Raw genomic sequence first — 25,227 nt, 5'->3', positions numbered from 1 at the left:
CTGGCAGTCCAACTACAGATCAACCTCACAGGAGCCCTGCACCATTTGAGTGGCACATCCACCACACGCTGTCCGTGCGGGCGGAGACCGTGCTGTACCTGTCGCGTCTGCTGCACGCGCCGATCGGCGTCGACGGGCACCCGCCGCGGCACCCGAGCCTTGGGCTGCTTCAAGCAGGCGAGCCAACCTGCTCGGCAACGCACAACAGCACGCCCAGGACTCGGTGCAGGTCCAGGTACGCCGGGATGGCGTGCTGGTGATCCGCCGATTGCTCGAGCCGCCCCGGGTGTGGCAGTTGGCGGTCGACATCACGATCGACAACTGCCTCCTACCTGCGCCTTCATGAGAGCATCGACGTGCTCGCCGCGCTGGCGCCGAATCTGTACGGCGCGCTACTGGCGGCCAAGGCCGCCGGCTACAGCCACGTGAACATCGACGGCACCCTGGTCGGCCGACCGAGTCGCCGCCCTCGGCCCGACCGAGGGAGTGGACTTGTGGTGGTCGGGAAAGCACGGGAAAGCACCACACCCGGAGCGGCAACATGCAGGTCATCGCCGTCCCGGACGGCTGGCCGATCTGGACCTCCCAGGTGCGGCCCGGCCGCGAGCACGACACCACCGCCGTAGGCGTGCACACCGAGATCCTGTCTGCGTTGGCTGCCGCGGCCGGCGACCCGCGTTCGTTGGGAGACCTGGGCTACGAAGGCGAGTCGCAGACCACCACGGTCGCGTTCAAGACACCCCAGGCATGGAAAGCTCACCACGATGCAGGAGCGGTTCAACAAGGCCCCAACGGGTTACGGGCCATAGGCGGGCGTGGCAACTCGCTGCTGAAGATGGCTTTCCGAGCGCTTCGCAACGTCAGCCTCGATCCCTGGCGCATCGGTGTGATCGTCGCCGCAGCGCCGGTATTCCTGCACTTCGACCACGCCCCACGGCATGACGGCGCTCAGTGATCAAACCCTTGCGCGGAAAGGCTCACCGTAGGTAGCTGATCGCAGGGCGGAGCCCAGAAGAACAAAGGGTGGCGCGGATCAATCCGCGTTTGGTCAGGTGGGGCGGATGGGGTTAGGAGAGGTGGCGTTCCAGGGATTCCACCTTGGTGGTGAGGCGGGTTGCGGGGCTGGGGCGGATGTCGGCTTTGAGGACGAGGCTTACTCGGGGGGAGCGGGATTCGACGGCCTTGACGGCGGCGTGGATGACGGACATGGCCTCGTCCCAGGTGTCGGCTTCGAGGGTGGTGAACATGGCGTCGGTGTGGTTGGGGAGGCCGGAGGCTCGGACGACTCGGACGGCTTCTGCTACCAGGTCGGCGACGTTTTCGCCGGTGCCGATCGGGGTGACGCTGAAGGCGATCAGTACGGACATGGGGCCCCCTTTGGTTGTGTGATCAATTCTATCGCGATATGAGAGCTAGCTTCCTTCTGGTAAGTTACTTACTATGAGTGGGGTTCCTGAGAGTGTGGAGCGGCACTGTCCGGCGTTTCAGGTCGCGGTCGAGTTGGCGGGGCGGCGGTGGAACGGGGCCATCCTGCTGGCGGCCGCGCGCGGGGCCGCGCGATACAGCGAGTTCCTGACGGCGGTGCCGGGCATCTCGGAGCGACTGCTGGCGCAGCGACTGCGGGAGCTCGACGCCGAAGGAGTGCTGGTGCGGACCGTCGTGCCGAGCACGCCGGTGCAGATCACCTACTCGCTGACCGACAAAGGAACAGAACTGGTGGAAGCGGTCCGGCCGTTGATCGCGTGGGGCGAGCGGTGGATCGGGGCGGGAGCTCGAGTCGATGGGTGACTTCGGGCATGAGCTGTCATTCGGGACGAGAACCCAGGCCAATAGGCGGCTTCGCGCATGAGCGGTGGATCGGGGCGAGAGCACGGATCAATGGGCAGTTTTGGACATGAGCTGCCATTCAGGACGAGAACGCAGGCCAATGGACGGCTTCGGGCACGAACGGTGGATCGGGGCGAGAACGCCGATCAATGGGCAGCTTCGGGCATGAGCTGTCATTCGGGACGGGAGCGCAGGCTAATGGGTGACTTAGGGCATGAGCGGTGGATCGGGGCGGGAGTGTGGGGCGATGGGTGACTTAGGGCATGAATTGTGGTTTGGGGTTGGGTTGGTGCCGAAGGCGGTTGGGGGTGAGCGGCTGGTTCGGCAGGCGGTGATGGCTGAGGAGGTGGGGCTGGACATTCTGGGGGTGCAGGATCATCCGTATCAGCCGTCGTTTCTGGACACCTGGACGTTGCTGCCGATGCTGGCGGCGCGGACCACACGGATCCGGTTGTTTCCTGATGTGATCAATCTTCCGTTGCGTCCGCCTGCCGTGCTGGCGCGGGGGGCCGCGTCGCTGGACATTCTCAGTGGCGGGCGGGTCGAGCTTGGGCTGGGTGCCGGGTACTTCTGGGACGGGATCCTCGCGATGGGCGGGCCTGACCATTCCCCTGGCGAGGCGGTCGAAGCGGTTGAGGAGGCCATGGTCGTACTGCGGGCGCTGTGGGCTCCGGGCGACCCGGTGGTGCTGCAGGGCGACCACTACCGTCTCGATGGCGCCCAGCCGGGGCCGTTCCCGCCGCATCCGATCGGGGTGTGGCTGGGGGCGTACAAGCGGCGGATGCTCGAACTGAGTGGGCGCCTGGCCGATGGGTGGGTGCCCTCGTCGGGGTACGCCGCACCAGAGGAACTCGCCGGACTGACGAAGATCGTGGACACCGCCGCCGAGGATGCCGGACGTGATCCGGGAGATGTCCGCCGGATCTACAACATCTCGGGGCGCTTCTCGTCGTTGCCGTCGGCGGAGTTTCTGAACGGGCCGCCCGCGCAGTGGGCCGAGCAGCTCGCCGAGCTGACGCTCAACCACGGGTTCAGCGTCTTCATCATGTCCGCCGATAGTGAGTACGCGCTGAAGACGTTCGCCGCCGAAGTCGCGCCCGCCGTCAGGGAGTTGGTCGGTAAGGAGCGCGGAGGCGTGGAGGCGACGGCAGCCGGGATGGCCGAGGCGGGTGGAGTGACCCAGTCCGGTGGCGTGGCCGGGACAGTCGGTATGGCCGCGAGCTCTGAAGCGGGAACAGGCGGCGTGGCGGAGAAAGCCAAGGCGGGCGCTATGGCCGGACCAGGCAGTGCGGCGGGAGCTGATGGCGTGTCGGGGGCTGGTGGTGTGGCGCGGGCGAGTGGGCCGTTGGATGACGCTACTCGGCCGCGGCTGCCGAAGCGGGATCTGGCCGCGCTGACTGCGACGCAGCGGGCGAACGGGCGGCGGCTGGTGCAGATCCATGACCATCTGCGTCGTGAGCTCGCTCAGATCCGCGACGCGCTGGAGCAGGTCGCGGCCGGTCAGAGCGAGGCCGCCGCGCTGCGATCAATGATCAACGAGCTGACCATGCGGCAGAACTACTGGACGCTGGGGAGTTTCTGCGCGTCCTACTGCCGGATCCTGACCGCCCACCACAGCATCGAGGACGCCCACATGTTCCCAGCGCTGGCGGCGGCCGACGAATCCCTGGCCCCAGTGGTCGAGCGACTGGAGCAGGAACACGAGATCGTGGCCGAAATCCTGACCGGCCTGGACTCGGCCCTGGTCGCCATGATCGAGGACCCCGCGGGACTCGCCCAAGTCCGCGATCAGGTGGACCTGCTCTCGAACGTCCTCCTCTCCCACCTCGCCTACGAGGAGGAGGAACTCGTAGAGCCACTCTCCCGCCTGGACCTCGACATCTGATCCTGGACCTCGACATCTGATAGGTGACGGTTAATCGCCAGCCAAGCGGCCGGTGTACGGGCGTTGCCACAGCCCGCGATACCACCGGAGCGCAAAGCGATGCACCTAACAAGAACGAGCCAGGTCGCTCGCCGTTATCCGGCGCCGTTCACGCACAAGGGCAGCGAATGCCTCTCCAGACCTCGCACTCGTGCTCCCCGGGGACGACTTCCACATCGGGTGCCCCGGACTCCCCCCGGGGACGACCCCTCGCTGAGATCACGCGGAAGGCACCCCACGCCCCCAAGGACAACCCCCTCGCCTGGATCAGGCGGGGTGCGGCTTCCCGCGCTCTCGGGAACAGGGCCGCGGCAGACATGACCGCACGCCGTGACGGCGAGGGCAGCGAGCACGACCGCGACCGCGAGCGCAGAGCGGCCCACACCCCCTCACTAGGAATCAAGCGGAAGGCGTGCGACTTCCCGCGCTCTCCGTGACGGGATTGCGGCCGACATGACCGTACGCGGCGACAGCGAGGGCGGCGAGCATGAGCGCGGCGGCGGTGAAGAAGACGGCGTTGATGCCTGTGACGATGGCTGCGGGGGCCTGGTCTGGGGTGAGGGCTGGGGGGAGGTGGGCGGTGGTGACGCGGTCGAGGATGATGCCGAAGAGGGCGGAGCCCAGGGAGATGCCTAGGGTCTGGACGAAGCGGATGGTGGTGGTGGCCACGCCGAGGCGGTTGAGGGGGACGGCGTTCTGGACGAGCAGGATGATGATGCCGAGGACCTGGCCGAAGCCCGCGCCGAGCAGGGCCAGGTCGAGGTCGAGGATCCAGAGCGGGGTGTCCTGGCGCAGGAAGCCGAGCAGGATCATGGCCAGGGCGGAACAGCCGAGCCCGGCCAGAAGGAACGTGCGCGGCGCCGCTCCCCTGGCGATCGCGCGGCCGGAGATCAGGCCGGTGAGGGCCATTCCGGCGGCCATCGGGATCAGGTAGAGGCCGGACTCGGCGGCGGGCACGTCCCGGGCGGCCCGCAGGTAGATGATGGCGAACAGGATCGAGCCGATCATCCCGAGGCTGCTCAGGAACTGCACCGGCACGGTGACCCGCATGACCGGATCCCGGAACAGGTCGAGCGGCACGATCGGTTCTGCGGCGGTGAACTCGCGCCGGACGAAGGCGACCGCGAGCGCCACCGTGGCCGCGCCGAGGGCGAGGATCGTGGGCGAGGTCCAGGCGTGCTCGTCGCCGCCCCACTCGGTGACCAGGAGCAGACCGGCCGCGGCCGCCGCGAAGATGGCCGCGCCCGGGTAGTCGATGCGGTGGCGCAGGCCGCCGTCGGACAGGCGCAGCGTGGTCGCCGACAGCAGGACGAGCAGCCCGAGCGGCAGGTTGGCGAGGAAGATCCACCGCCAGCCGAGGTGATCGGCCAGCAGCCCGCCCAGCAGCGGGCCCGCCACCAGGCCGAGACCGGCCATCACGCCGCCGGCGCCGCCCGCGCCGGCCCGCTGCTCAGCGGGGACGAGATGCGCGAACACCACCAGCGTGACGCTCATCAGGCCGCCGCCGCCCAAGCCCTGCACGGCGCGGGCGGCGATGAGCCAGGTCATGTCCCCCGCCACCCCGCACAGCACGGACCCGGCCAGGAACAGGGCGACCGCGCCCATGTAGACGAGCTTGCTGCCGTACACGTCGCAGAGTTTCCCGTACAGCGGGAGGGCGACCGTGGCGGCCAGCGCGTACGCGGTGACCAGCCAGGGCAGGCGCTCGATGCCGTGCGCCGGGTCGAGGTCGCTGACGATCGACCAGGCCGCGGTGGACACGATGTTCTGGTCGAGGATGGCCAGCACCAGCGTGAGCAGGCACCCCGCCATGGCGAGCCTCTTCTGCGTCTCCGTCATAGTACATAGACTGAGTCAAAGTTTAGACTAAGTCAATATTTAGACCCGTTGGTACGCTCACGACATGGGCCTGCGCGAACAGAAGAAGCTCCAGACCAGGCACGCCATCCACGAGGCGGCGCTCGCGCTGTTCCTGGAGCGGGGGTTCGACGCCGTGTCCGTCGCCGAGGTGGCCGCGGCCGCCCAGGTCTCCAAGATGACCGTCTTCAACTACTTCCCGACCAAGGAAGACCTCGTGCTCGCCCCCATGGAAGAGCAGATGAACGCGGACGCCGCCAAGATTCTCGGCGAGCGCCGGCCGGGCGAGTCGATCGTCGCCGCCTCCCGCCGGGCGTTCCTGGACCGCCTGGAGCGGCGCAGTCCCGACACCGGCCTCGATGACAGCCAGATGCTGCAGGATCTGCTGTATCTCGTCCGGAACACCCCGTCCCTGATGTCCCGCCTGTACATGATCCAGGTCTTCGCCGAGGAGCGGCTGGCCCGCCTGCTGGAGGCCGAGGCTCCCGGCGACCCGCGCGCGCCCATCGTGGCCGGCCAGCTGACCGCGCTCTGGCGCCGCCTCCAGGTGATGAACACCCGCAGGCTCGTCACCGGGGAGGCGGCCGACGACATCTACCCCGACGCCGTCGCCACCGCGAACGTGGGCTTCGATCTCCTGGAGACCGGTTTCGGCACCTACCTGACGCGCGCCGACCCGTGACGCCTTATCCTGTACCGCCGACCCGCGAAGGCGCGCCCGCGTCCGGACTGAGGGACGCGGGGTGCGCGGCGACCGGAGAGACGAGGGAAGACACAGGCGGAAGGCGCCTGCGCCGCCAACACAGAGAGGGCGATCGATGGAGGTCACGCTTCGGCCGGTCAGGGTGAGCGATCTGGACATCTTCGACCGGGAACGCACCACCCCGGAGGGCACCGGGGAGTTCCAGTGGTTCGGTCACCGGAGCTCGCATGGCCTGCGCCGGGAGTTCGCCGAGAACGGCCTGCTCGGGCATGACTCCGGGCGGCTCACCATCGAGGCCGACGGGCAGCAGGCCGGGTGGGTGGCCTGGTGGATGAACTCCTGGGGCCCGGACGCGACCTCCTGGTGCTGGACCATCGGCATCTGCGTCTTCGCCGACTTCCGCGGCAAGGGCGCCGGGTCCGAGGCGCAGCGGCAGCTCGTCGCCTACCTGTTCGCGCACACCCGGGCCGAGCGCGTGCAGTCCTTCACCGACGCGGGCAACTTCGCCGAGCAGCGGGCGCTGGAGAAGGCGGGCTTCACCCGGGAGGGCACGCTGCGCCGCGCCCAGTGGCGGGGCGGCCGCTGGCACGATCAGGTCCTGTTCTCCGCAGTCCGCCCTTAAGCGGGGCAAGATGGGCGCATGACGACAGGACCGCTGTATCACGGCACCGGACCGGGAACCATCACGCGGGACGGCTGCGCCGTCGACTACTACGCGACCCTCAAACCGCGCGGCGAACCCGAGCTGATCCACGGCGCGGTGCCCGCCGGGGCGCGGATCCTGGAGCTGGGCGCGGGCGCCGGGCGGGTGACGCACGGGCTGCTGGCGCTCGGCCACGAGGTGGTCGCGGTGGACGAGTCGCCGGAGATGCTGGGACATGTCAGCGGGGCCACCACGGTCGTGTCCTCGATCCAGGATCTCGCCCTCGCCGAGGCCTTCGACGTCGTGCTGCTGATGTCGTACGTGATCGACACGGCCGACGACGACCTGCGCGCCGCGTTCCTGCGCGCCTGCCGGCGGCACGTGGCCGACGGCGGCAGCGTGATCCTGCAGCGGCAGCCGCCGGAGTGGTACGACACGATCGCCCCGATGGAACGGGTCGACGGCGACGGCCGCACGGTCGCGGTGGCCGACATCCAGCGCCCGGGGCCCGGCCTGCTCGGCCTGACCATGCGCTACACGGTGGGCGAGCGCACCTGGACCCACTACTACCTCAGCAAGCGCCTGGAGGACGGCTTCCTGGAGGAGTCGCTGAACGCGGCGGGCCTGACCATCGCGGGTTTCCTCACTCCCGATCGCGGCTGGGTCCGCGCGGTCCCCGCCTGACGGCCGCCGCGATCAGCAGGTACGGCACCGCCGCCAGCGTGAACAGCAGCCAGGGTTGCGCCCACACCGAGCCCAGGGCGTACCCGGCGAAGGCCAGCACGGCGAGCACCTCCGCGCCCAGGCCGGACATGGAGGTGACCGTGGCCCGGGAGCGGTCGGTGAGGTCGGCCTGCAGGTCGGCCTCCAGCGCGGCGGTGGCCCATTCCACGAGGCCGTACGCGGCGGCGACCAGCGCGAACCCCAGCGGCGTGCGCCAGGCGGCGCCGGTGGCGAGCAGCAGGGCGGCGGCGGCCACGCCGAGGGCGGTCCAGCGGGTGCCCCGGCCGGCGAGCCAGCCGCCCGCCGTGGACGCGGCGAACAACATCAGCATCAGCCAGGGCACTCCGGCGGTGCCGACGCCGGTGGCCGCGGCCAGCAGCGGGAGGTACTCGTCGAGGGCGGTGACGCCCATGATGACCGCGACCAGGATCAGGCTGTGCCGGAGCCGGGGCGAGGCGCGCACCTCGCCCAGGCCGGACCGCAGGACCGCGGCGTAGCTCTCGCGATCCTCCGGCTGGGTACGGGATTCCGGCAGCGCCCTGGCCAGCGCGGCGGCGATCAGGCAGGCGGCCACGCTGGCGACGCCGACGGCGAGGTAGCCGCCGGCGGCCAGGACCGGGGCGGCCAGCGCGGTGGCGATCGCTCCCCCGCCGTTGCCGATGGCGTCCTGGCGGCCGATGACCTTCGCGTAGGAGTCCTCGGCGTCCAGTTTGACGAGTTCCTCGTAGACCAGGGCCTGGAGGGTGCCGGAGGAGGCGGCCGTGCCCGCGCCCCAGAGCACGAAGCCGACCGCGAAGGCGGCGTACCCCGGGAAGAAGGTCCACAGCGCGAAACCGGCGCCGGTCAGGACGGGCGCGGCAATCAGCATGGTCCGGCGGGAGAACACGTCGGCCCACACGCCGGAGGGGATCTCCAGCGCGAACGCCGTCACCGACCAGATGGCGAAGAGCGAGGAGATCTGCGCGGGCGACAACCCGGCGTCGGTGAACAGCACCGCATACACCGGGTAGAGCAGGACGAAGTTCTCAAAGAACGCGTAGGCGTAGAGCCTGCGCGTGAACCGTGCCTCAGGTGAGGATCAATGTCGCCACGTCATGCCCTCACCCTAGCGTGGCCCCGGCACGCCCCGGAACCGGAAAGGAGCGCTGTCCCGCCCCGGCACCACGAACCAGCACTCCCCGGTTCCGTCGCTTTCGAGCATCCGCAGGAACGTCTCGACGACGTCGGACACGGGGAGGATTGGAAAGTCCAGTTCAGCCAGCAGTTCCCGGAACTCGCCGATGATCGCGGTGTCGGCGAACGACGGGCACAACGCCTGCACCCGGACCCCGGCCGGAGCCAGTTGCCCGGCCAGCGACCGCACCAGGCCGACCACGGCGTGCTTGTTGGCCGCGTAGATCGGATCGTTTTCCACCCCGATGATTCCCGCCATGCTGGCCGTGGCCACGATCGTGCCGCCGGACGCGGTCAGCGCGGGCAGCGCCGCGTGCACGCCGAACACGACCCCGTCCAGGTTGACGCCCATCGCGCGGCGGTACCTCGCCAGGTCGAAGTCCTCCCCCAGACCACAGCCCGAGGTCACACCCGCGTTGAGGAAGGCCAGGTCAAGGCCCCCGTAGGTGGACAGGGCGGCGGCGACGGCCGCCTCGTTGTCGGCCAGGACGGAGACATCGCAGTGGACATACACCCCACCGATCCCAGCCGCGAGCTCCTGACCCGCCACGTCATCCAGGTCGGCGATGACGATCTTCGCGCCGTCGGCGGCGAGCCGCCGCGCCACTGCCGCGCCGATGCCGTTGGCGCCCCCGGTGATGAGCGTGATCACAGCAGGAATCCCCCCATCGTGCCTGTGTCACGATACGTGCCCCGGACGGAGGCGTGCCGGACCTCCTCGCTCCCGGGCGCACGCGGGTGACGCGGCACCACGAGAGGGCCCGGACGCGCGCGGATGAAGCAGATCACCTTCACTTCCTGGCCCTCAGCCAGTTCAGCTGTTCGCGCTCCTGGAAGGCACCGCCGCCCTCGTGGTTGTTGAAGGGGTATTCGATGATGCTCTTGTCGGCCCCCGCGTAGGAGTTGAAGGCCGCGTAGACGGTGGACGGCGGGCAGGTCATGTCCATCAGCCCGACCGAGAACAGCGCGGGCGCGGCGGCCCGCCGCGCGAACGACACCCCGTCGAAGTACGACAACGTCCGCATCACCGCCTCCACCTTGTCCCGCTGAACAGTCAAATATCGCACTATTTCGGTATAAGGGTCTTTGGGCGTGATCTGGATGGCGCGCGGGAAGTCGCACAGGAACGGCACGTCCGGCATGGCCGCGGCCACGTCCGGCACCAGCCCGGACACCGCGATCGTGATGCCCCCGCCCTGGCTCACCCCGGTCACGGCCACCCGTTCCGGATCCACCCGAGGATGCGCCCGCGCCGCCTCCACCGCCCGGACCCCGTCCGCGAACACCCGCCGGTAGTAGTAAGTCTCCGGATCCTCGATCCCCCGCGTCATGAAGCCGGGATGCGCCGGCGCCGATCCGGCCGGATCCGGGGTGTGCCCGACCGACCAGCCGCTCCCCTGCCCCCGGGTGTCCATGAACAGGTGCGCGTATCCGGCGTTCGCCCAGTAGAGCCACTGGTGCGGCAGGCCGCGCCCGCCTCCGTACCCCTGGAACTGCACCACGCACGGGAGCGGGCCCGGACGCCCGGCCGGCGCCATGAACCAGCCCCGCACCGGCTCCCCCGCCCAGCCCGCGAACGTCACGTCGAACACCTCGACGAGCTCAAGACCGATGTCCACGGGTTCGAAGACCGGCGCGAGGGCGTGCCCGCGCGTCTCGGCCAGCGTGGCGGACCAGAAGTCGTCGAAGTCCGCCGGCTCCGCGACGGCAGGGGTGTAACGGCGCAGGTCGGCGAGCGGAAGATCAAAGAGCGGCATGACGGCATCCTCTCAGCCGCCCCCCGGGAATGGTCAATGGTCAGCCGCCCAGCGCCGCCGACACGACCGTGCGGGCCTCCTCCTGGACCTGGGCCAGATGGCCGGGGCCGAGGAAAGATTCAGCGTAGATCTTGTAGACGTCCTCGGTGCCGGACGGCCGGGCGGCGAACCAGGCGGACTCGGTGACGACCTTCAGGCCGCCGAGCGGGGCGCCGTTGCCGGGGGCCGCGGTGAGCACCTCGACGATCGGCTCGCCCGCCAGCGTGTCGGCGGTCACCTGCCCGGCCGACAGCCCCGCCAGCACGGCCTTCTCCTCGCGGGTGGCGGGCGCGTCCACCCGGGCGTAGGCGGGGTCGCCGTAGCGGGAGGCCAGGCCCTGGTAGATCACGCTCGGGGTCACGCCGGTGACGGCGGTGATCTCGGCCGCGAGCAGGGCCAAGATCAGGCCGTCCTTGTCGGTGGTCCACACCGAGCCGTCCCTGCGCAGGAACGACGCGCCCGCGCTCTCCTCGCCGCCGAAGCCGATCGAGCCGTCCAGCAGGCCGGGGACGAACCATTTGAAGCCGACGGGCACCTCGACCAGGCGGCGGCCGAGTCCCGCCACGACCCGGTCGATCATGCTGCTGCTGACCATGGTCTTGCCGACGCCGGTGCTCGCGCTCCAGCCGGGGCGGTTGCCGTACAGGTAGGAGATGGCGACGGCGAGGTAGTGGTTGGGGTTCATCAGGCCGCCGTCAGGGGTGACGATGCCGTGCCGGTCACTGTCGGCGTCGTTCCCGGTGGACAGGTCGTACGCGTTCCGGTTCGCGATCAAGGACGCCATCGCGTAGGGCGAGGAGCAGTCCATCCGGATCTTGCCGTCCCAGTCCAGCGTCATGAACCGCCAGGCCGGGTCGACCAGCGGGTTGACCACGGTGAGGTCGAGCCGGTGCCGGTCGGCGATCTCCCCCCAGTAGGCCACGCTGGCGCCGCCCAGCGGGTCGGCCCCGATCCGCACCCCGGCGTTCCTGATCGCGTCCAGGTCCACGACCGAGCCGAGATCCTCGACGTACGCGGCGAGGAAGTCGTGCCGCCCGGTCGTGTCGGCGCCCAGCGCCCGCTCGTACGGAATGCGGTCCACCTCCTTCAGCCCGCCCGCGATGAGCACGTTGGCCCGGTCCTGGATCCAGGAGGTGGCCTCGGACCCGGCCGGTCCGCCGTCCGGCGGGTTGTACTTGAAGCCGCCGTCCACGGGTGGATTGTGTGAGGGGGTCACCACGACGCCGTCGGCCAGGCCGGTGGTCCTGCCCCGGTTGTAGGTGAGGATCGCGTGCGACACGGCGGGCGTCGGCGTGTAGCCGTCCCTGCTGTCGATCAGCACCCGGACGCCGTTGGCGGCGAACACCTCCAGCGCCGACACCCGCGCGGGCTCCGACAGCGCGTGCGTGTCCGCGCCCAGGTAGAGCGGCCCGTCCACCCCTCGCGCGGCGCGATACTCGCAGATGGCCTGGCTGGTGGCCAGGATGTGATCCTCGTTGAACGCGGTGTTCAGCGCCGAACCCCGGTGCCCCGAGGTGCCGAACGCGACCCGCTGACCCGGCTGTCCCGGGTCGGGGTGGAGCGCGTAGTACGCGGTGACGAGCCGGGCGATGTCGGCGAGGTCGGACGGCTGGGCGGGCTGTCCCGCTCGCTCATGCACCATGGCTGCTCACACTCCCACGATTCCTGGTCAGACCGGACACACGCCAAGTCTGCCAAACACACGATCATCGCTGGCGACTGGTCCGGCTCATCCACTTGTGTCACGCTTAGGAATAGTGGGGTAAACCAATTACGATAGGGAACCGTCAATCTGACTGAACTCTTCGAGTGCCGCCCTACCAGGCTCCCCTTCAGATCGGCGAGGCAATGTCAGAGCAACACCATGAGCAGGAAGTCCACCACGGCACGGTGTTCATTCCCGCAACACGCCTGCCCGTCACCTACGCCCCGGCGCCGCGCCGGGACGTCCCCAAGAGCCTCTACATCCTGCTGGGCATCCTGACCACGTTCGTGGTCGGCCTCGCGGTCGTCGTGGCCCTGCTGCTGATCCCACAGCAGGCCCCATGGCGGTCCACCTCCGTGACCACCCCGACCTCATCCCCCTAGTCAAGATCACCGAGATCAACGACAGCGCCTGGACGCTCGGCTGAGCAGGCGGGGACCACGCTCAGCCGAGTCCGGCCTTAGATCGGAATAAGTGGATTTCAGTGGATTTCTTCGCTCCCGAGTACGGTGGACCGTCCGGGAAGTCACCCGGGGACTCGCCCGAACGGCTGCTGGCCCAGGCCACCGCCGCCACCCGGGCCGGTGACATGGGCACAGCCCTCGACCTGCTCCAGCGCGCCGCCTGGCTGGCGCCGCACGGCTCGGCGCTGCTGGTCCGCTGCCTGGCCTGGACCCGCCTGGCGCGGATCGGCCGCTACGCGCAGTGGCCGGACGGCTGCGGCGCGGTGACGCCGGAGATGGAGGCCCGCGAACCCTGGCCGGAGACCGCGCGGCTGGACGAGGAACGGCTGAGCCGCGCCTACCAGGCGGCGACCCGGGGGAACGTCGCGAACCTCAGCCTGGACCTCAACATCGGGGTGATCCTCCGGGTCCTGGCCGACCTGCCGGCCGCCCAGTCCACGCTGCGCTCCGCGGTGACCGCGGGCAGCACCCCGGAGGACCTGAACGAGCTGCTGGAGGCCGTCACCGGCCGGCTGTCCGGGCTGCGCGGCACGCTGGCCGCCGATCCCGGCCTGAATCCGGTGGCCGCGCTGGTCTGCCGGGCGATGGCCACCCTCTGCCACGAGGCCGGGATGGACGAGCGCGCGGCGGAGCTGCTCGCCGAGGCCGAACAGCGGTGCGCGGGCGATCCGCACGGCTACGCGCTGGCCCAGCTGACGCGCGGCGACTGGGCGGCGGCGATCCGCACCTCGCCGCTGCTGCTGGACCACTGGCCGGTGCTCAGCCTCGGCGCGCGCACCGCCGAGGCCCGGGTGCTGCCCGGCCGCCGGATCAGGCCCGACCTGGCCGAGCGGGCGTACGCGGCGGCGGAACGGGCTGTGGGCGACGCGCCCGAGGAGGAGGTGGTCGCGCAGCGCCTGCTGGCCGGGCTGAAGCTACGCCGCGCCTACCTGGCCAGGCTCGCGGGGGACGGCGCGGCGACGGTGGCGCTGGCCACCGAGGCGGAGAAGATGGCCCGCGAGGCCGGGGACCAGCGGCTGCGCTGGACCGCGTGGACGCACCTGGCGCTGGCCTCGATCGCCGCGGGCGAGCCGTTCGACCCGGCCGAGGGCATCGCTGAGCTGGCCGTCTGGGCGCACGGCCCGGGCAGCCTGAGCCTGGCGGAAGGGCTGGGCGCGCTCTGCTCCCAGGAGGGCCACCAGGCCGCCCGCGCCGGGCACTACCAGCGCGCGGCGTCCTGCCACCGGCTGGCCAGGAGGATCCACGGCGCGCTCGGGTTCGCGGGCAACGAGGCGCAGTCCGTCACCGACCTGGGCACGCTCCGGCAGCAGGTCGGGGACCGGGCCGGGGCGCAGGTGTCGCTGGCGGAGGCGGCGGCCCTGTTCGAGGCCGACATCCGCCGCCGCCCGGCGCTGGCGCTGCGGGAGAGCGTCCGGCTGGTCGGCATCCTGCTGGCGCACCTGCGCCTGCTGAACACGACCGGCGACGACCCGGACGCGCTGCGGCGCACGGCGGACCGGATCAGGTCGGCCATGGCCAGGCTGCCTCTGGTGAACGACGACCCGGAGCCCGCCGATCTGGAGGACGAGGACGACGACACCCTCGCCCCCAATCTGGACGAGCTGCTCGAAGCGTGGCTGCTGGTCAAGAACGCGGGGGACGCGCTGGAGGCCGCCGAGGTGCACATCCCCGCGTCGCGGGCGGTGGCCGCGCTGGCGCGCGGGCAGGCGCGGGAGGCGAGCCTGCTCTTCACCGAGGCGATGCGCGCCGTGGAGCGCGCCGACCCCGAGCGCCGCGACCTGCACCGGGCCCACGTGCTGGGGCGGCGGCGGGAATGGGCGCGGGCGGCGGCGGCCTACCGGGCGCACCGCGCCTACCGCGCCCACCAGGCCGGCCGGGCGGCCGCTCTCGGCATGCCGGACCTGATCGAGCCGGGCGCCGACACGCTCGCCCGCGCCGGGGAGCACGAGCTGGCCGCGGCCACCTTCGTGAGCTACCGCGCCTACGCCGACGCCGAGATCGAGCTGCGGGCGCTGCGCGGCATGCTGGGCGAGGACTGGTGGCGGCGCTCGCTGGAACCGTGGACCGCGCTGGAGATCGAGGGCGAGACCGCGCGCGGCCTGGCCGCCGAGTCCCGCGCGGCGGGCCGGGGGCCGGGGGTGGGCTACGGCCGAGCGGTGGGCTTCTACCGCGAGGCGCTGCGCTCCATCGAGGTGGTGCGGGGCGAGGCGGCGCGCCGGGCGGCCGCCGACCCGCGCGTGGTGTCCCGGATCCAGTTCGGCGCGGCGCACTGCCTGCTGCAGGCCGCCGAGGCGGCCAGGTCCGAGGACGCGGCCAGGGCGGACGCGCTGGCCGCGGAGGCGTTCTGCGTGGGCGAGCGCTCCCGGGCCCGCGCCTTCCTGGACCTGCTGGAGGCGCGGCGGGCCACCGGCGAGGCGGAGATCCCGGCCCTGGCGGGCTGGCGGGCCGCCGGTGCCGAGGTGGCGCTGCCGCAGCACCTGGCGGCGACCCGGCTGGCCGGGGGCGAGCCGCCGGACCCGCGGCTGGCCGAGCGGTCGGCGCGGGCCGAGCAGCGGCTGGCCGCTCTGGAGCAGGAGCTGGCGCGGGACAATCCCGCGCTGTGGCGAGAGCTGGACACCCGGGGGGAGCCGCTCGGCGCCGAGGCCGTGGCCCGGCTGCTGCCGGAGGGCACGCTCCTGGTCAGCTACCTGCTGCGGGAGGACCGGCTGCTGGTCTGGGCGATCGACGCCGCCGGGACGCTGGTGTCCCGGGTGCTGGACGTGGACGGCGTGGCGGGCCTGGTCCGCGCGGTCAGGAACGCGTGCGCCAACGGCGGCGACCCGGCTGGACCGGCCCGGGAGCTGGCCGCCGTCCTGCTCGCGCCGGTGCACGAGGCCCTGCTGACCCACCGCGACGTGCTCGTGGTGCCGTCGGGGGCGCTGCACTCGCTGCCGTTCGGCGTGCTGCCCTGGCGCGGCGCGCCGCTCGCTGCCCAGCGCACGCTCTCCGTGCTGCCCGGCGCGGGAGCGCTCCCGTTCCTGCGTCCTGTACTGCCTAAGGCCCTGGCCGGAGGGCGCCTGCTCGCGGTGGGCGATCCCGCCTTCATGCGTGCCCCGGAGGGCCGGCACGCCCGGAGGCTGCCCGGCAGCGGCCTTGAGGCGGGAGTGATCGCGCGCCAGTACCCCGGCGACGGGGAGGCGCTGCTCGGCGACGCGGCCACCAAGGACGCGGTGCTGGCGGCGGCGGCCGGGGCGTCGGTGCTGCATCTGGCCACCCACGCGTGGCTGGAGGAGTCGAGCCCGCTGTCGTCGGCGGTGCTGTTCGCGGACGGGCAGGCACTGCACCTGGCCGATCTGGCCGGGGCCGCGCTCGGGGCGGATCTGGTGGTGCTGAGCGCCTGCCGTACGGGGCAGGGCGGGGTTTCGCCGGGGGACGACGTGCGGGGGCTGATCAGCGGGGTGCTGGCGACGGGGGCGGGCGCGGCCGTGGTCACGTTGTGGCCGGTGCACGACCTGGCGACGGCGTTGTTCATGACCGACTTCCACCGGCGGCTGCGCACGGCGGGCTCGGTGCCGGAGGCGCTCCGGCGCACCCAGGAGGTGTTCCGGCGGCGGAGCCCGGCCCAGCATCGGCGCGCGGTCATGCGGCTGCTGGCGGCGTCCGGGGACGCGGACGGGCGGCTGGCCGACGCGCGCGCCGCGCTGGCGGCGAAGGGCGCGGAGTACTGGAGCTGGCTGGACACGGCGGGTCATCCGCAGATCTGGGCGGCTTTCGTGGCGGTTGCCGCCCCCGCGGAGTGATAGCTGACTAAAGAAATGGGCATCCTTCAGGCGTGCCCCCTGAGCTGCCTGATCACGAGGGGCTCGTCGCCGACCTCCGGGTCCTGCGCGAGCGCGGCCTGATGCGGCTGCGCGATGCCCCCCTGCCCGCCGTGCTGCGGGCCGCGGGGCTGCGCCATCCCGGCCTGGACGCCGTCGCGGCCGTGGAACGGCTGCTGGGCGAGGCGGTGCGGCGGCTCGGCGAGGGCAACCTGGGGTCGGCGGCGGCGTACACGTTCGGCCTGGTCCAGGGCACCAGGGACTGGGCCGCCTCGGACCGCAGGCGGCGGGCCGCGCGGGAGTTCGGGGTGAGCGTGGAACGTTTCCGCAAGCACCAGGAGCGGCTGGTGCTCGCCCAGGTGGCCGAGCAGATCCTGGCGCTGTGCGGCGACGGTGACGCGGTCGTGACAGAGCCGCGCACGATCGACCGGGCCAGGATCCCGGTCGCCGCCGGAGCGGCCTGGGTGATCGTGCAGGTGCAGCCGATCGAGCTGGTCACCGGCGTGGACATCCTGGTGTCGCCGGAGAACGTGTACCTGGAGATGTCCAAGCCCTTCATGGCGTCGGTGTCGGCGGCGGTGCGCAGGACCGGGGCCAGGCGCGGCCCGACCGGCGAGGTGGTGGACGACGTCATCCAGCGCGAGCTGCGCGAGTGGCTGGCCGCGCACGGCCGGACCGGCCTGCCGGTGGCCGTCGGGACGATCGCGCCGACCGGTCCCGGCAGCCTGTCCATGAACGGCGTCCGCCGCGTCTACCACGCGGCGGTGGCCGCGCCGCGCACCGGCAGCAACGTCTACGACGTGCCGCCCCCGGCGGTCGCCCTCGCCGTGCACCAGGTGTTCCAGCTGGCCGAGAGCGAGCGGGACACGTTCGCGCCGCCGCTGCGGTCGATGTGCTTCCCGCTGATCGGGACCGGCCGGGGGTCGCTGCCGCTGCGCACCGGCCTGCACTGGCTGTGGACCGCGATCGTGGAGAACCTGGAACGCCACCCGGACTGGGAGGTGCACCTCACCGTGCCAGCGCCGGAGGTCGCGGAGACGGTGGTGCGGGCACTGTCGCGCTGATCCGCGCCACCACCTCGGCCGCGCGCGGCGCCTCCTGGAGCGCGGCCCGCCAGCGGGCGTGCAGGGGGGTGTCGCCGGGCGCGCAGAGCAGGCTCAGCGGCCCGGTGACGTAGGTCGCGGCCAGCGTGGGCAGCGGGACGAGCTCGGGCGCGTGGAATCCCCTGGCCTGCGGGATCCGGCCGTCGAAGCCGGGCAGGCGGCCGACCCGCTCCAGCAGGCCCAGGCGCAGCCAGCGGGCGAGCTCCACCTGCCCGTCCGCGGCGGCCTCCAGCAGGGCGACGAACTCGACGGCCATCGCGTACGACTCCGCCGCCAGCAGCCCCGCGCCGAACTCCAGCTCGCCGTCGACGGCGGCCAGCCGGTCCAGGTGGGCGCCCTCGTGGATGCCCAGCCAGACCCGGCGGCGCGGCTCCGGCTCCGGCCGCCCCACGGCCACCAGCACGTTCTCGCTCCCGTTGCGCGTGGGCAGGCGCAGCCAGGTGCGCCAGACCATGCCCGCGTAGGCGTCGCCGCGCACGATCCGGTGGCCGCGGGCGGGCTCGGGCCGGTATCGCTCGCCCCACCGGAGCTGCCCCCTGGCGGAGTCGCGCCCCCGCGACAACCCCGCCGGGGGCCCCATCGGAACGGCGGCGCAGAACTCGGCGACCAGCTGGCCAAGCCGCCACACTTCCGGACCGATGGGAGCGACAGGGCCGGGATCGCCCGCGTCCGGGTAGGACGGCGGCACCCGGCCGCCCAGCGCGCGCAGCGCCCGCAGCCGCGTGGCGGCGGGGCCGCCGTGCCGGATCCCGGCCGCCCTGATCACCTGGTCCAGGCCGTCGAACGCCCGCCCCAGCAGCGCGCACCCGAGCGCCACCTCGGCCCAGCCGCGCACGGTCCAGGCCGCCGCCTCCGCGCCGGACGCGGGCACCGCCATGGCGGCGCTCGCCCGCGCCACCGCCCACGCGTGCACGGCCTCGCGGCTCAGCTTCGCCACAGCCGGACCCGGAGCACGAGCCGGTCGGTGTCCTGGAAGGCGGTCCTGGCGTGCAGGGCGCGGCGGTTGTCGAGGATGATCACGTCGCCGGGGCGGTGCCGTACCTCGCGGGCCTCGGCCCGCTCCAGCGCGGCGGAGAAGTCGGCCGCGGCGCGGCCCTGATCGCCGGGGAGCGGCTGGGCGAGGTTGTCGGCGCGCCAGCGGATCGTGCCGTCGGCGGTGGCCACCGGGGCCGGGCGGGCGGCGGGCGCGCTGGCCTGGAACACCTCGGGGACCGTCCAGGTCCAGGCGGGCTGGCGGAGGGCGGCCAGGGTGGCGGGGCGCACGGTGGACAGGGCGGCCTCCGCGCCGAGCACGCGGGTGTGACCGCCGTCGGCCGCGGGCCGAACCACGAAGAGGCAGACGTAGTCCTCGGGGCGCGCGTGGTACTGGGCGTCGGTGTGGAAGGCGGCTGGCCCGGTGCGTTCGGAGAAGGTGCCGTTCGCCCGGCCGGGGCGCGGCCTGACCTCCCAGACGGCCTGGCCGCCGTCCCTGGTCGAGGGCCGGCCGAAGTGTCCGGCGATGGCGAGCACTGACGCGTGGTCGGCGCCGAACCGCTGCCGGTGGAGCACCGTCCAGCCCTGTTCGGCCAGCTCGGCGGTGGCGCGCTGGTATCCGTTCATGATCAACCCCGTCTCGCGGAAACCGGTGTTTCCCGTGGTCTCCAGCCAACAGCCGGCGGGGGCGCGGAACCTGGTCGCGGCCCGGTCGGCTTCGGGGCGAGTTGAGGGCGGGCCTTGCGAGAGTCAGCTCATAAGCCTAAGGTTCGCTCAACCATAGTGAGATACATTCACTTGTAGAACGTATTGGAGAAAACCGACACAAGGGGGAGTCGAGGGGTGTTGGCCCAAGAGCGCAGGCTCGCCGCGATCGCCGCGGCGTCGGCCGCGGCCTTCCGTCGCAGCGACTACCACCAGGTCCGAGCCGAGGACGTCGCCGAGCGCGTCAGGCTGCCGCGCGGCGCCGAGAAGGACAGCGGGCGCAGCGCGGTCTGGCTGTACAACGAGGTCCGCAGCCGCCGGGTCCTGGTGGCGCTCGCGGTCAAGCACGCCTTCGACGAGTTCACCAGCGGCGAGCCGGCTCCCGAGCCGACCAGGTCCGTGCTCGGCGCGCAGGCCCTGGTGACCACGGCGCTGCGCCGGATCGCCCGCTTCCACCAGCTCGAGCGGTTCATGCTCGCGCAGGTGCGGCTGGGCATCGGCGACATCTCCACCTCCGAGAAGCGGCCGTCCGCGGCGCAGACCCCGCCCGGCTGGCTGCCCGGCACGTTCGGCGCCGCCGCCGCCGCGGGCTGGGAGGGCCGGGTCACCGCGTACGCGGAGTATCTGGCGCCACGGCTGCGCGAGGCCGCGCTGACCGTGACCGTGCCACCGGAGGGCTGGGACCTGCACAGCGCGGAGCGCCTGTCCGAGCTGGCGTTCCGGGCCATGGTGGACGACCCGGAGGGCCCGGTCGACCACCAGGCCAACGCGCTGGCCGCCTACTGGCTGTCCCGGGATCTGGTGCCGCTTGCCGGGGAGTGGGCCGACCGGCTGCACACCGCCGAGCGCACCTGCGAGCTGACCGAGCGGATCGGCCCCAACGGCCGGGCCCGGGTGCGCGCCCTCGACGTGGTCTTCCAGGTCCTGCTGGACGACAGCCCGCTGCTGGTGCGGGCCGCCGAGGTGGGCGCGGAGCTGACCGGCCTGATCGGGAGCAATCCCAGCGACCAGCCGTGGCGCTGCGACGTGGCCAGCCGCCGCGGCCTGGCCCTGCTCCGGCTGGGCGACACGACCGGCGCGCGGGCCGGTTTCGAGGAGTCTGCGCGGATCGCGGCGGATTTCCCCGACACCTACGACCGCGAGTCGTACGTGACCAGGGCCGAGCACAACCTGGCCGAGGTGCTGGTCGAGGAGGGCCGCCCGGCGGCGGGGCGGCAAGCGCTGCTGCGGGTGGCCGAGAAGCGGGCCCGCGGGGTGCCGGAGATCGGGGTCGGCCCGGCGTGGCGGCGGCTCACCCTGACCCGGCAGGCGCTGGCCGGGGCCGAGACCCGGTCCGGCCGGGTGGCGGCCGGGGTGACACTGGCCGAGCAGGTGGTGGCCGACCGGGAGGACCGGCTCGGGCCCGACAACGTGAACACCGCCTCGGCCCGGGTCACGCTGGCCGAGGCGCTGCTGGCCGCCGGGCATCCGGCGCAGGCCCGCCACCATCTCACCGAGGCGATGCGGCTGCGCGAGCTGCACCTGCCGAAGGAGGGCTACTGGCCGCAGTACGACCTGGTCCGGCTGGCCGAGATCGAGCTGTCGGCGGGGTTCCCCGCGCAGGCGGTGCGGCTGCTGGAGGAGGCGATCGTGCTGAGCCCCTGGTTCGCCGAGCGGGTCTCGCCCCGGCTGCGGCGTGACGCGGTCCTGATCCGGGCCCGCGCGCTGGTCGCCTCCGGCGACGTGGCGCGCGCCCTGGACGATCTGGAGCGGCTGCCGCCGGACCGGGCGGCGCGGCGGGTGCGGGCGACCGCGATGCTGGCGATGGGCGAGACCGAGGCGGCCTCCCGGCTGCTCGGCACGATCGCCGAGGCGGAGCGCGAGCTGGACGACGACCATCCCGGCCAGGCGGAGACGCTGCTGCTGATGGCGCGGGCGGCCACCGTGCTGGCCGACGACGACGCGGCGAGCACGGCGAGTTCGGCGCTGGCCGCGCTGGGCAAGGAGGCGATGGACCCGACCCATCCGCTGGTGCTCGCGGGCCGTCTCGACACCGCCTTGCAACGGGCGCGAACCGGCCACGCGAGCGAGGTCCGCGAGCTGCTGGCGCCGCTGCTGGATCGCAAGGTGCTGCCGCACCGCAAGCCCGCGCTCGGCGACGGCCATCCGCTGCTGGCGGAGGCCCGCGCGCTGGCCACCCGGGTCGGCGACCCGCCGTCGGCCCTGCCCGAGGATCGACTCTGGGAAGATCTGTAATGTAGTGCTAACTACATATCTCGTTCTATGAATCTTCGGTCTTGCCTATATTAGGGTCGTACGTGGTGGGTTGGGGGGCCCGGGCGTTTCGTCACCGAGGAGTCGTGTCCCATGGGTTTCCCCCCAGGAGAGGTGCCTGCGACCAGGAGGGACGCCGTCCCGGAGACGCGCAGGGACGGGGCGCGGGCCGGGGTCGGGGGGTTCCCGCCGGCGCTCGCGGAGACCTACGAGGTCGTGCGGCCGATCGCCGGTCAGGGGGCCGAAGCCGATCTGGCGGTGGTGCGGGATCGCGCCGGGACCGAGTTCGTGATCAAGGTGTACCGCGCCGGGTACCGGGCCGATCCGCGGGTGTGGGCCGCCGTGCGAGGGCTGCGCTCGCGCCGGGTCGTACGGATCTTCGAGACCGGCGAGGCCGGCGGGCGGGACTTCGAGGTCCAGGAGTACGTCTCCGGCGGAACCCTGGCCGAGCTGCTGCGCCAGGGCCCGGTCGACGCCGCGGCGGTGGTCGCGCAGCTGGCCGAGGCGCTGCGCGAGCTGCACGCGCTCGGGGCGGTGCACCGCGACCTGAAACCCGCCAACATCCTGGTCCGTACGGCCGAACCGCTCGATCTGGCACTGGCCGACTTCGGGCTCAGCCGGGGCATCGACGCCTCGATCGTGTTCGGGACGGCCTCGCGGACGCTGGCCTACGCGCCGCCGGAGTCCTTCAGCGGCGCCGTCTCGCGGCAGTGGGACTGGTGGTCCCTGGGCGTCGTCGTGCTGGAGCTGGCCACCGGCCGGTCGCCGTTCGAGGGCATGACCGAGCAGGCCGTCATGCATCACCTGCTGACCAAGGGCATGGACGTGGCGGGCGTGGCCGACCCCCGGCTGCGCCTGCTCTGCCGGGGGCTGCTGCGCCGCGATCCCGCCGTCCGGTGGGGCGCCGAGCAGGTCGGCGCGTGGCTGGCCGGGGGCGCCCCGGAGGTAGCCGAGGATCAAGGGCCGCGCGGCGACGGCACCCGGATTCCGCTGCTGTTCCTGGGCGAGCACTACACCGCCAGGGTTCCGCTGGCGCGGGCCATGGCCGCCCGCTGGGACGACGCGGCCCGCCGCTTCCTGGTCACCATGGGCACGCCGGAACACCCCAGCGAGGGCTGGGGCACGCTCCGCGCCTGGCTCCGCCAGTTCGACGACCCGCAGACCGACGACGTGGAGGGCCGCCAGGAACTCATCGACCTGCGCCTGACCTCCACCGCCCTCTCCCCCGACGTCAAGCTCCTCTACCTGCTCTACTGGCTCGACCCCGCCCTGCCGCCGCTCTATCGCGGCATGGCCATGACCAGGGCCAATCTGCTGGAGCTCGCCGCGTCCGCGCTGGCCCGCCCCCGGGAGGCGCGGGCGGCCATGACCGACCTGTGGAGCCACCACCTGCTGCCCGTCCTGGCCGACCTGACCGGCGCCGAGGAGCTGCGCGGCGTGGACGCCCGCTGGCGGCACCTGGAATCCTCCGTCCCCGCCCACCTGGAGTTGGACGGCGCGCAGGTCCGCAGCGGCCTGCTCGCCCTGGCCCTGGACGAGGACGGCACCACGGCGGTGCTGCGCCGCTCCGTCGACGAGGTGCGGGCCGCGCTGCCCGTGCCGGTCCCCTGGTTCGCGGAGCTGATCGACTCCGGCGACCCGGCCCGGCTGCTGGCCGCCCACCTGAGCACCGGCGCCGCGCGAGCCTGGGCCGAGGACGAAGCCCGCCGCCAGGCCCAGCGGCGGGCCGCCGAACTGGCCAGGGAGCAGCGCTGGCAGGAGCTGGAATCCCAGCGCGTGGCGGGCCGGACGAGGGCGGTGAGCTGGGCGGCGCTGGCCGTCGGGATCTTCAGCGTGCTCTGGCTGATCATCCTGTGGCTGGCCGACGCGCTGCCCGGCGAGACCACGCATCCGGTCACGGGGGCCGTCGTGGCCGAGGAGCCGTCGATCCCGTTCCTGGTGATGGTCCTGGTGTGGGTGTGCGTCGGGTTCGCCGAGGTCGCGGTGGCGGCGCAGATCGCCGGGTCGTACTACCCGCGCTACTCGCTGCTGGGGCCGCTGGGGCGGATCGCGGCGGGGGCGCGGGGTTCGGCCGGGATCATGCGTTCGCTGTCGGAGCTGGCGGGTAGCGGGCGGGGCGGCCTCATCGCGGCGGCGGTGATCTTCATCTTCCTGCTGATCGTCGTCAACATCGTGGCGGGGCTGCTGGTGCGCTACCTGATCCTGCCGGCCGGGGTGGCGGTGGCGTACGGGCTGTGGACGCACCGCCGCTGGCAGAACTGGGAACGGGAGCTCGGCCAGGCCAGGACGACCACCCTCGGGGGGAACGTATGAGCGGCGAGGTATTCGTGATCGCGGCGCTGGCGGGCGCGGGCGCGGCGGTGGCCGTGGGGTTCGCCAGCCGGACCGCGATCGCCGGGACGACGCTGGCGCTGGAGGGCGTGAGCGCGCTGGGCGAGCACATGAACGGCGTGGTCGCCCGGGCCGAGGAGGCGCACAAGCAGGCGTGCGCGTGGGGGGCGGTGGCCAGCGGCGTGCTGGACCGGAACGCGCGGCTGGCCGTGCTGGCGCAGGCGTGCGCGCGGATCCCAGGGGGCGAGCGGCTGGCGGCGGAGCTGCCGGAGCCGCTGGCGCCGTCCGGGCGCACGGCCGAGGAGCTGCTGCGCTGGTGCGCGGAGGCCGACGACCGGATGGCGCGGGCCGACGCCGGCCTGGCCGGGCTCAACGCGGCGGCGATGACCAGAACCGTGTTCGACGACCTGATCCAGGCTCTCGGCGGCACCGGTCGGGCTGATTCCGCCGCCGAGCTGGCCGCCCTGCTGGCGGACCTGCCGGAGGCGCCCGCCGACCAGGAGATCGCCGAGACGCTGGAGCGCGTGCTGAAGCGGATCCCGGCCCACGTCTCGGCGGACGATCTGCGGGCCATCCGCGACGCCGCCCGCCGGGTCGGCGAGGCGGCGGGTCCGGCGGAGGCGCGCACCCGGGTGGTGGACGTGCGCCATCGGGTGCAGCTGGCGAGCCTGGCGGCGGTGAGCCGCCGCACGGACGCGGTCGAGGCCGCGCGGCTGCTGCACGCCCTCCAGCTCGACGCCCCCGGCGAGCACGGCGCGCTCGAGGCCGGGCTCGCCGAGGTGGTGGCCGGGCGCGCCGCCTTCCCGCCCGCCCTGCGCGCCGAGGCGCGCGCCGCGTGTGCCGCCGTGGTGGCCGCCGCCGACCGGGCCCACGTCAGGGAGAGCCTGCTCGGCGCGCTCGGCGACCTCGGCTACCAGGTCGAGGAGGGCTTCGAGACGCTGCGCCTGGCCAAGCAGGGCTGGGACCAGCACGCCGTGCAGCTGGTCGTGACCGATGCGGGCCAGGTCCGCTCGGCCGTCGTCCGCACCGCCGCGGGAGGCGACGCCGACGCGGCCCGCGAGCGGGAGTGGTGCGACGCCTTCGACCAGGCCAGGGCGCGCCTGCGCGCGGACGGCGTGGACACCGAGGTCGAGCACCTGCTCCCGCCCGGCACGCGGCCCGCCCCGCTGGCCCGCCCGCGTGGCGCCCGCCCGCGCCGGTTGACTCAAGCCAGGCATCGCGAACGTCCGGACTGAGGGGGCACGGTTGGAT

At 72.8% G+C, this 25,227-nt stretch carries 19 protein-coding genes and 1 pseudogene; 12 read left to right on the top strand and 8 right to left on the bottom strand.

What is annotated here, in order from left to right; translation table 11 throughout:
• Positions 1 to 56: 56 nt before the first annotated feature.
• Positions 57 to 955, top strand: a pseudogene (locus tag Aple_RS56390) (transposase family protein).
• A gap of 112 nt (positions 956 to 1,067) precedes the next feature.
• Here Aple_RS56390 and Aple_RS28815 read toward each other — a convergent pair.
• Positions 1,068 to 1,367: a thiamine-binding protein gene (locus Aple_RS28815; RefSeq protein WP_155347863.1), complete on the bottom strand. Its 300-nt coding sequence runs from the start codon at positions 1,365 to 1,367 to the stop codon at positions 1,068 to 1,070.
• Between the two features lie 73 nt (positions 1,368 to 1,440).
• Here Aple_RS28815 and Aple_RS28810 point away from each other — a divergent pair, with 73 nt between their 5' ends.
• Both Aple_RS28810 and Aple_RS28805 read left to right on the top strand, forming a co-directional pair.
• A complete protein-coding gene (locus Aple_RS28810; protein WP_155347862.1) occupies positions 1,441 to 1,788 on the top strand; it encodes a winged helix-turn-helix transcriptional regulator in 348 nt (115 codons plus the stop codon).
• A gap of 328 nt (positions 1,789 to 2,116) precedes the next feature.
• Positions 2,117 to 3,712 (top strand): LLM class flavin-dependent oxidoreductase, encoded by a 1,596-nt coding sequence (locus Aple_RS28805; protein ID WP_246264851.1) that lies wholly within the window; start codon positions 2,117 to 2,119, stop codon positions 3,710 to 3,712.
• Between the two features lie 438 nt (positions 3,713 to 4,150).
• On the opposite strand, the gene Aple_RS28800 is transcribed toward Aple_RS28805, so the two are convergent.
• Positions 4,151 to 5,590, bottom strand: coding sequence for an MFS transporter (locus Aple_RS28800; RefSeq protein WP_155347860.1), 1,440 nt, complete (start codon positions 5,588 to 5,590; stop codon positions 4,151 to 4,153).
• A gap of 64 nt (positions 5,591 to 5,654) precedes the next feature.
• Between Aple_RS28800 and Aple_RS28795 the strand changes: the two genes are divergently transcribed.
• The 3 genes from Aple_RS28795 to Aple_RS28785 all read left to right on the top strand — a co-directional run bounded on the left by Aple_RS28795 (position 5,655) and on the right by Aple_RS28785 (position 7,638).
• Entirely contained in the window at positions 5,655 to 6,290 is a 636-nt protein-coding gene (locus tag Aple_RS28795) for a TetR/AcrR family transcriptional regulator (protein WP_155347859.1), read from the top strand.
• 136 nt (positions 6,291 to 6,426) lie between these two features.
• A complete protein-coding gene (locus Aple_RS28790; protein WP_155347858.1) occupies positions 6,427 to 6,933 on the top strand; it encodes a GNAT family N-acetyltransferase in 507 nt (168 codons plus the stop codon).
• Positions 6,934 to 6,951: 18 nt separating this feature from the next.
• Entirely contained in the window at positions 6,952 to 7,638 is a 687-nt protein-coding gene (locus Aple_RS28785) for a class I SAM-dependent methyltransferase (protein ID WP_155347857.1), read from the top strand.
• Here the strand turns inward: Aple_RS28785 and Aple_RS28780 are convergent.
• The 4 genes from Aple_RS28780 to pgm form a co-directional block, all read right to left on the bottom strand.
• The gene (locus Aple_RS28780; protein WP_344317956.1) at positions 7,598 to 8,692 is read right to left on the bottom strand and encodes an MFS transporter; all 1,095 of its coding nucleotides are present in this window, start codon (positions 8,690 to 8,692) and stop codon (positions 7,598 to 7,600) included. The two genes, Aple_RS28785 and Aple_RS28780, sit on opposite strands and share 41 nt — an antisense overlap.
• A 90-nt stretch (positions 8,693 to 8,782) precedes the next feature.
• Positions 8,783 to 9,502 carry an SDR family oxidoreductase gene (locus Aple_RS28775; protein WP_246264850.1) on the bottom strand — a complete coding sequence of 240 codons (720 nt, stop codon included), beginning with the start codon at positions 9,500 to 9,502 and terminating at the stop codon, positions 8,783 to 8,785.
• A gap of 139 nt (positions 9,503 to 9,641) precedes the next feature.
• Entirely contained in the window at positions 9,642 to 10,607 is a 966-nt protein-coding gene (locus tag Aple_RS28770) for an acetylxylan esterase (RefSeq protein WP_155347854.1), read from the bottom strand.
• A gap of 40 nt (positions 10,608 to 10,647) precedes the next feature.
• Positions 10,648 to 12,288, bottom strand: coding sequence for a phosphoglucomutase (alpha-D-glucose-1,6-bisphosphate-dependent) (gene pgm, locus Aple_RS28765; RefSeq protein WP_155347853.1), 1,641 nt, complete (start codon positions 12,286 to 12,288; stop codon positions 10,648 to 10,650).
• Positions 12,289 to 12,494: 206 nt separating this feature from the next.
• Here pgm and Aple_RS28760 point away from each other — a divergent pair, with 206 nt between their 5' ends.
• The 3 genes from Aple_RS28760 (at position 12,495) to Aple_RS28750 (ending at position 17,676) form a co-directional block, all read left to right on the top strand.
• Complete coding sequence (locus tag Aple_RS28760) at positions 12,495 to 12,734, top strand: hypothetical protein (RefSeq protein ID WP_155347852.1); 240 nt, start codon at positions 12,495 to 12,497, stop codon at positions 12,732 to 12,734.
• Between the two features lie 101 nt (positions 12,735 to 12,835).
• Positions 12,836 to 16,594: a CHAT domain-containing protein gene (locus tag Aple_RS28755; RefSeq protein ID WP_155347851.1), complete on the top strand. Its 3,759-nt coding sequence runs from the start codon at positions 12,836 to 12,838 to the stop codon at positions 16,592 to 16,594.
• Between the two features lie 32 nt (positions 16,595 to 16,626).
• Positions 16,627 to 17,676, top strand: coding sequence for a macro domain-containing protein (locus Aple_RS28750; protein ID WP_155347850.1), 1,050 nt, complete (start codon positions 16,627 to 16,629; stop codon positions 17,674 to 17,676).
• On the opposite strand, the gene Aple_RS28745 is transcribed toward Aple_RS28750, so the two are convergent.
• Together Aple_RS28745 and Aple_RS28740 are read right to left on the bottom strand one after the other, a co-directional pair.
• A complete protein-coding gene (locus tag Aple_RS28745) occupies positions 17,621 to 18,652 on the bottom strand; it encodes a hypothetical protein (protein ID WP_155347849.1) in 1,032 nt (343 codons plus the stop codon). The genes Aple_RS28750 and Aple_RS28745 overlap by 56 nt on opposite strands.
• Positions 18,640 to 19,314: a TauD/TfdA family dioxygenase gene (locus Aple_RS28740; protein ID WP_155347848.1), complete on the bottom strand. Its 675-nt coding sequence runs from the start codon at positions 19,312 to 19,314 to the stop codon at positions 18,640 to 18,642. Before Aple_RS28740 ends, Aple_RS28745 begins: the two co-directional genes overlap by 13 nt.
• 216 nt (positions 19,315 to 19,530) lie before the next feature.
• On the opposite strand from Aple_RS28740, the gene Aple_RS28735 reads away from it, so the two are divergent.
• The 3 genes from Aple_RS28735 to Aple_RS28725 all read left to right on the top strand — a co-directional run bounded on the left by Aple_RS28735 (position 19,531) and on the right by Aple_RS28725 (position 25,211).
• A complete protein-coding gene (locus Aple_RS28735) occupies positions 19,531 to 21,627 on the top strand; it encodes a tetratricopeptide repeat protein (protein ID WP_155347847.1) in 2,097 nt (698 codons plus the stop codon).
• Positions 21,628 to 21,759: 132 nt separating this feature from the next.
• A complete protein-coding gene (locus Aple_RS28730) occupies positions 21,760 to 23,958 on the top strand; it encodes a protein kinase domain-containing protein (RefSeq protein WP_170321706.1) in 2,199 nt (732 codons plus the stop codon).
• The gene (locus Aple_RS28725) at positions 23,955 to 25,211 is read left to right on the top strand and encodes a hypothetical protein (RefSeq protein WP_155347845.1); all 1,257 of its coding nucleotides are present in this window, start codon (positions 23,955 to 23,957) and stop codon (positions 25,209 to 25,211) included. The genes Aple_RS28730 and Aple_RS28725 overlap by 4 nt, the downstream gene beginning before the upstream one ends.
• Positions 25,212 to 25,227: the final 16 nt, after the last annotated feature.

Source organism: Acrocarpospora pleiomorpha, from assembly GCF_009687885.1.
GTDB lineage: Bacteria > Actinomycetota > Actinomycetes > Streptosporangiales > Streptosporangiaceae > Acrocarpospora > Acrocarpospora pleiomorpha.
The sequence above is the reverse complement of the archived record's forward strand: the minus strand, read 5'-3'. Positions and strand labels throughout refer to the sequence as shown.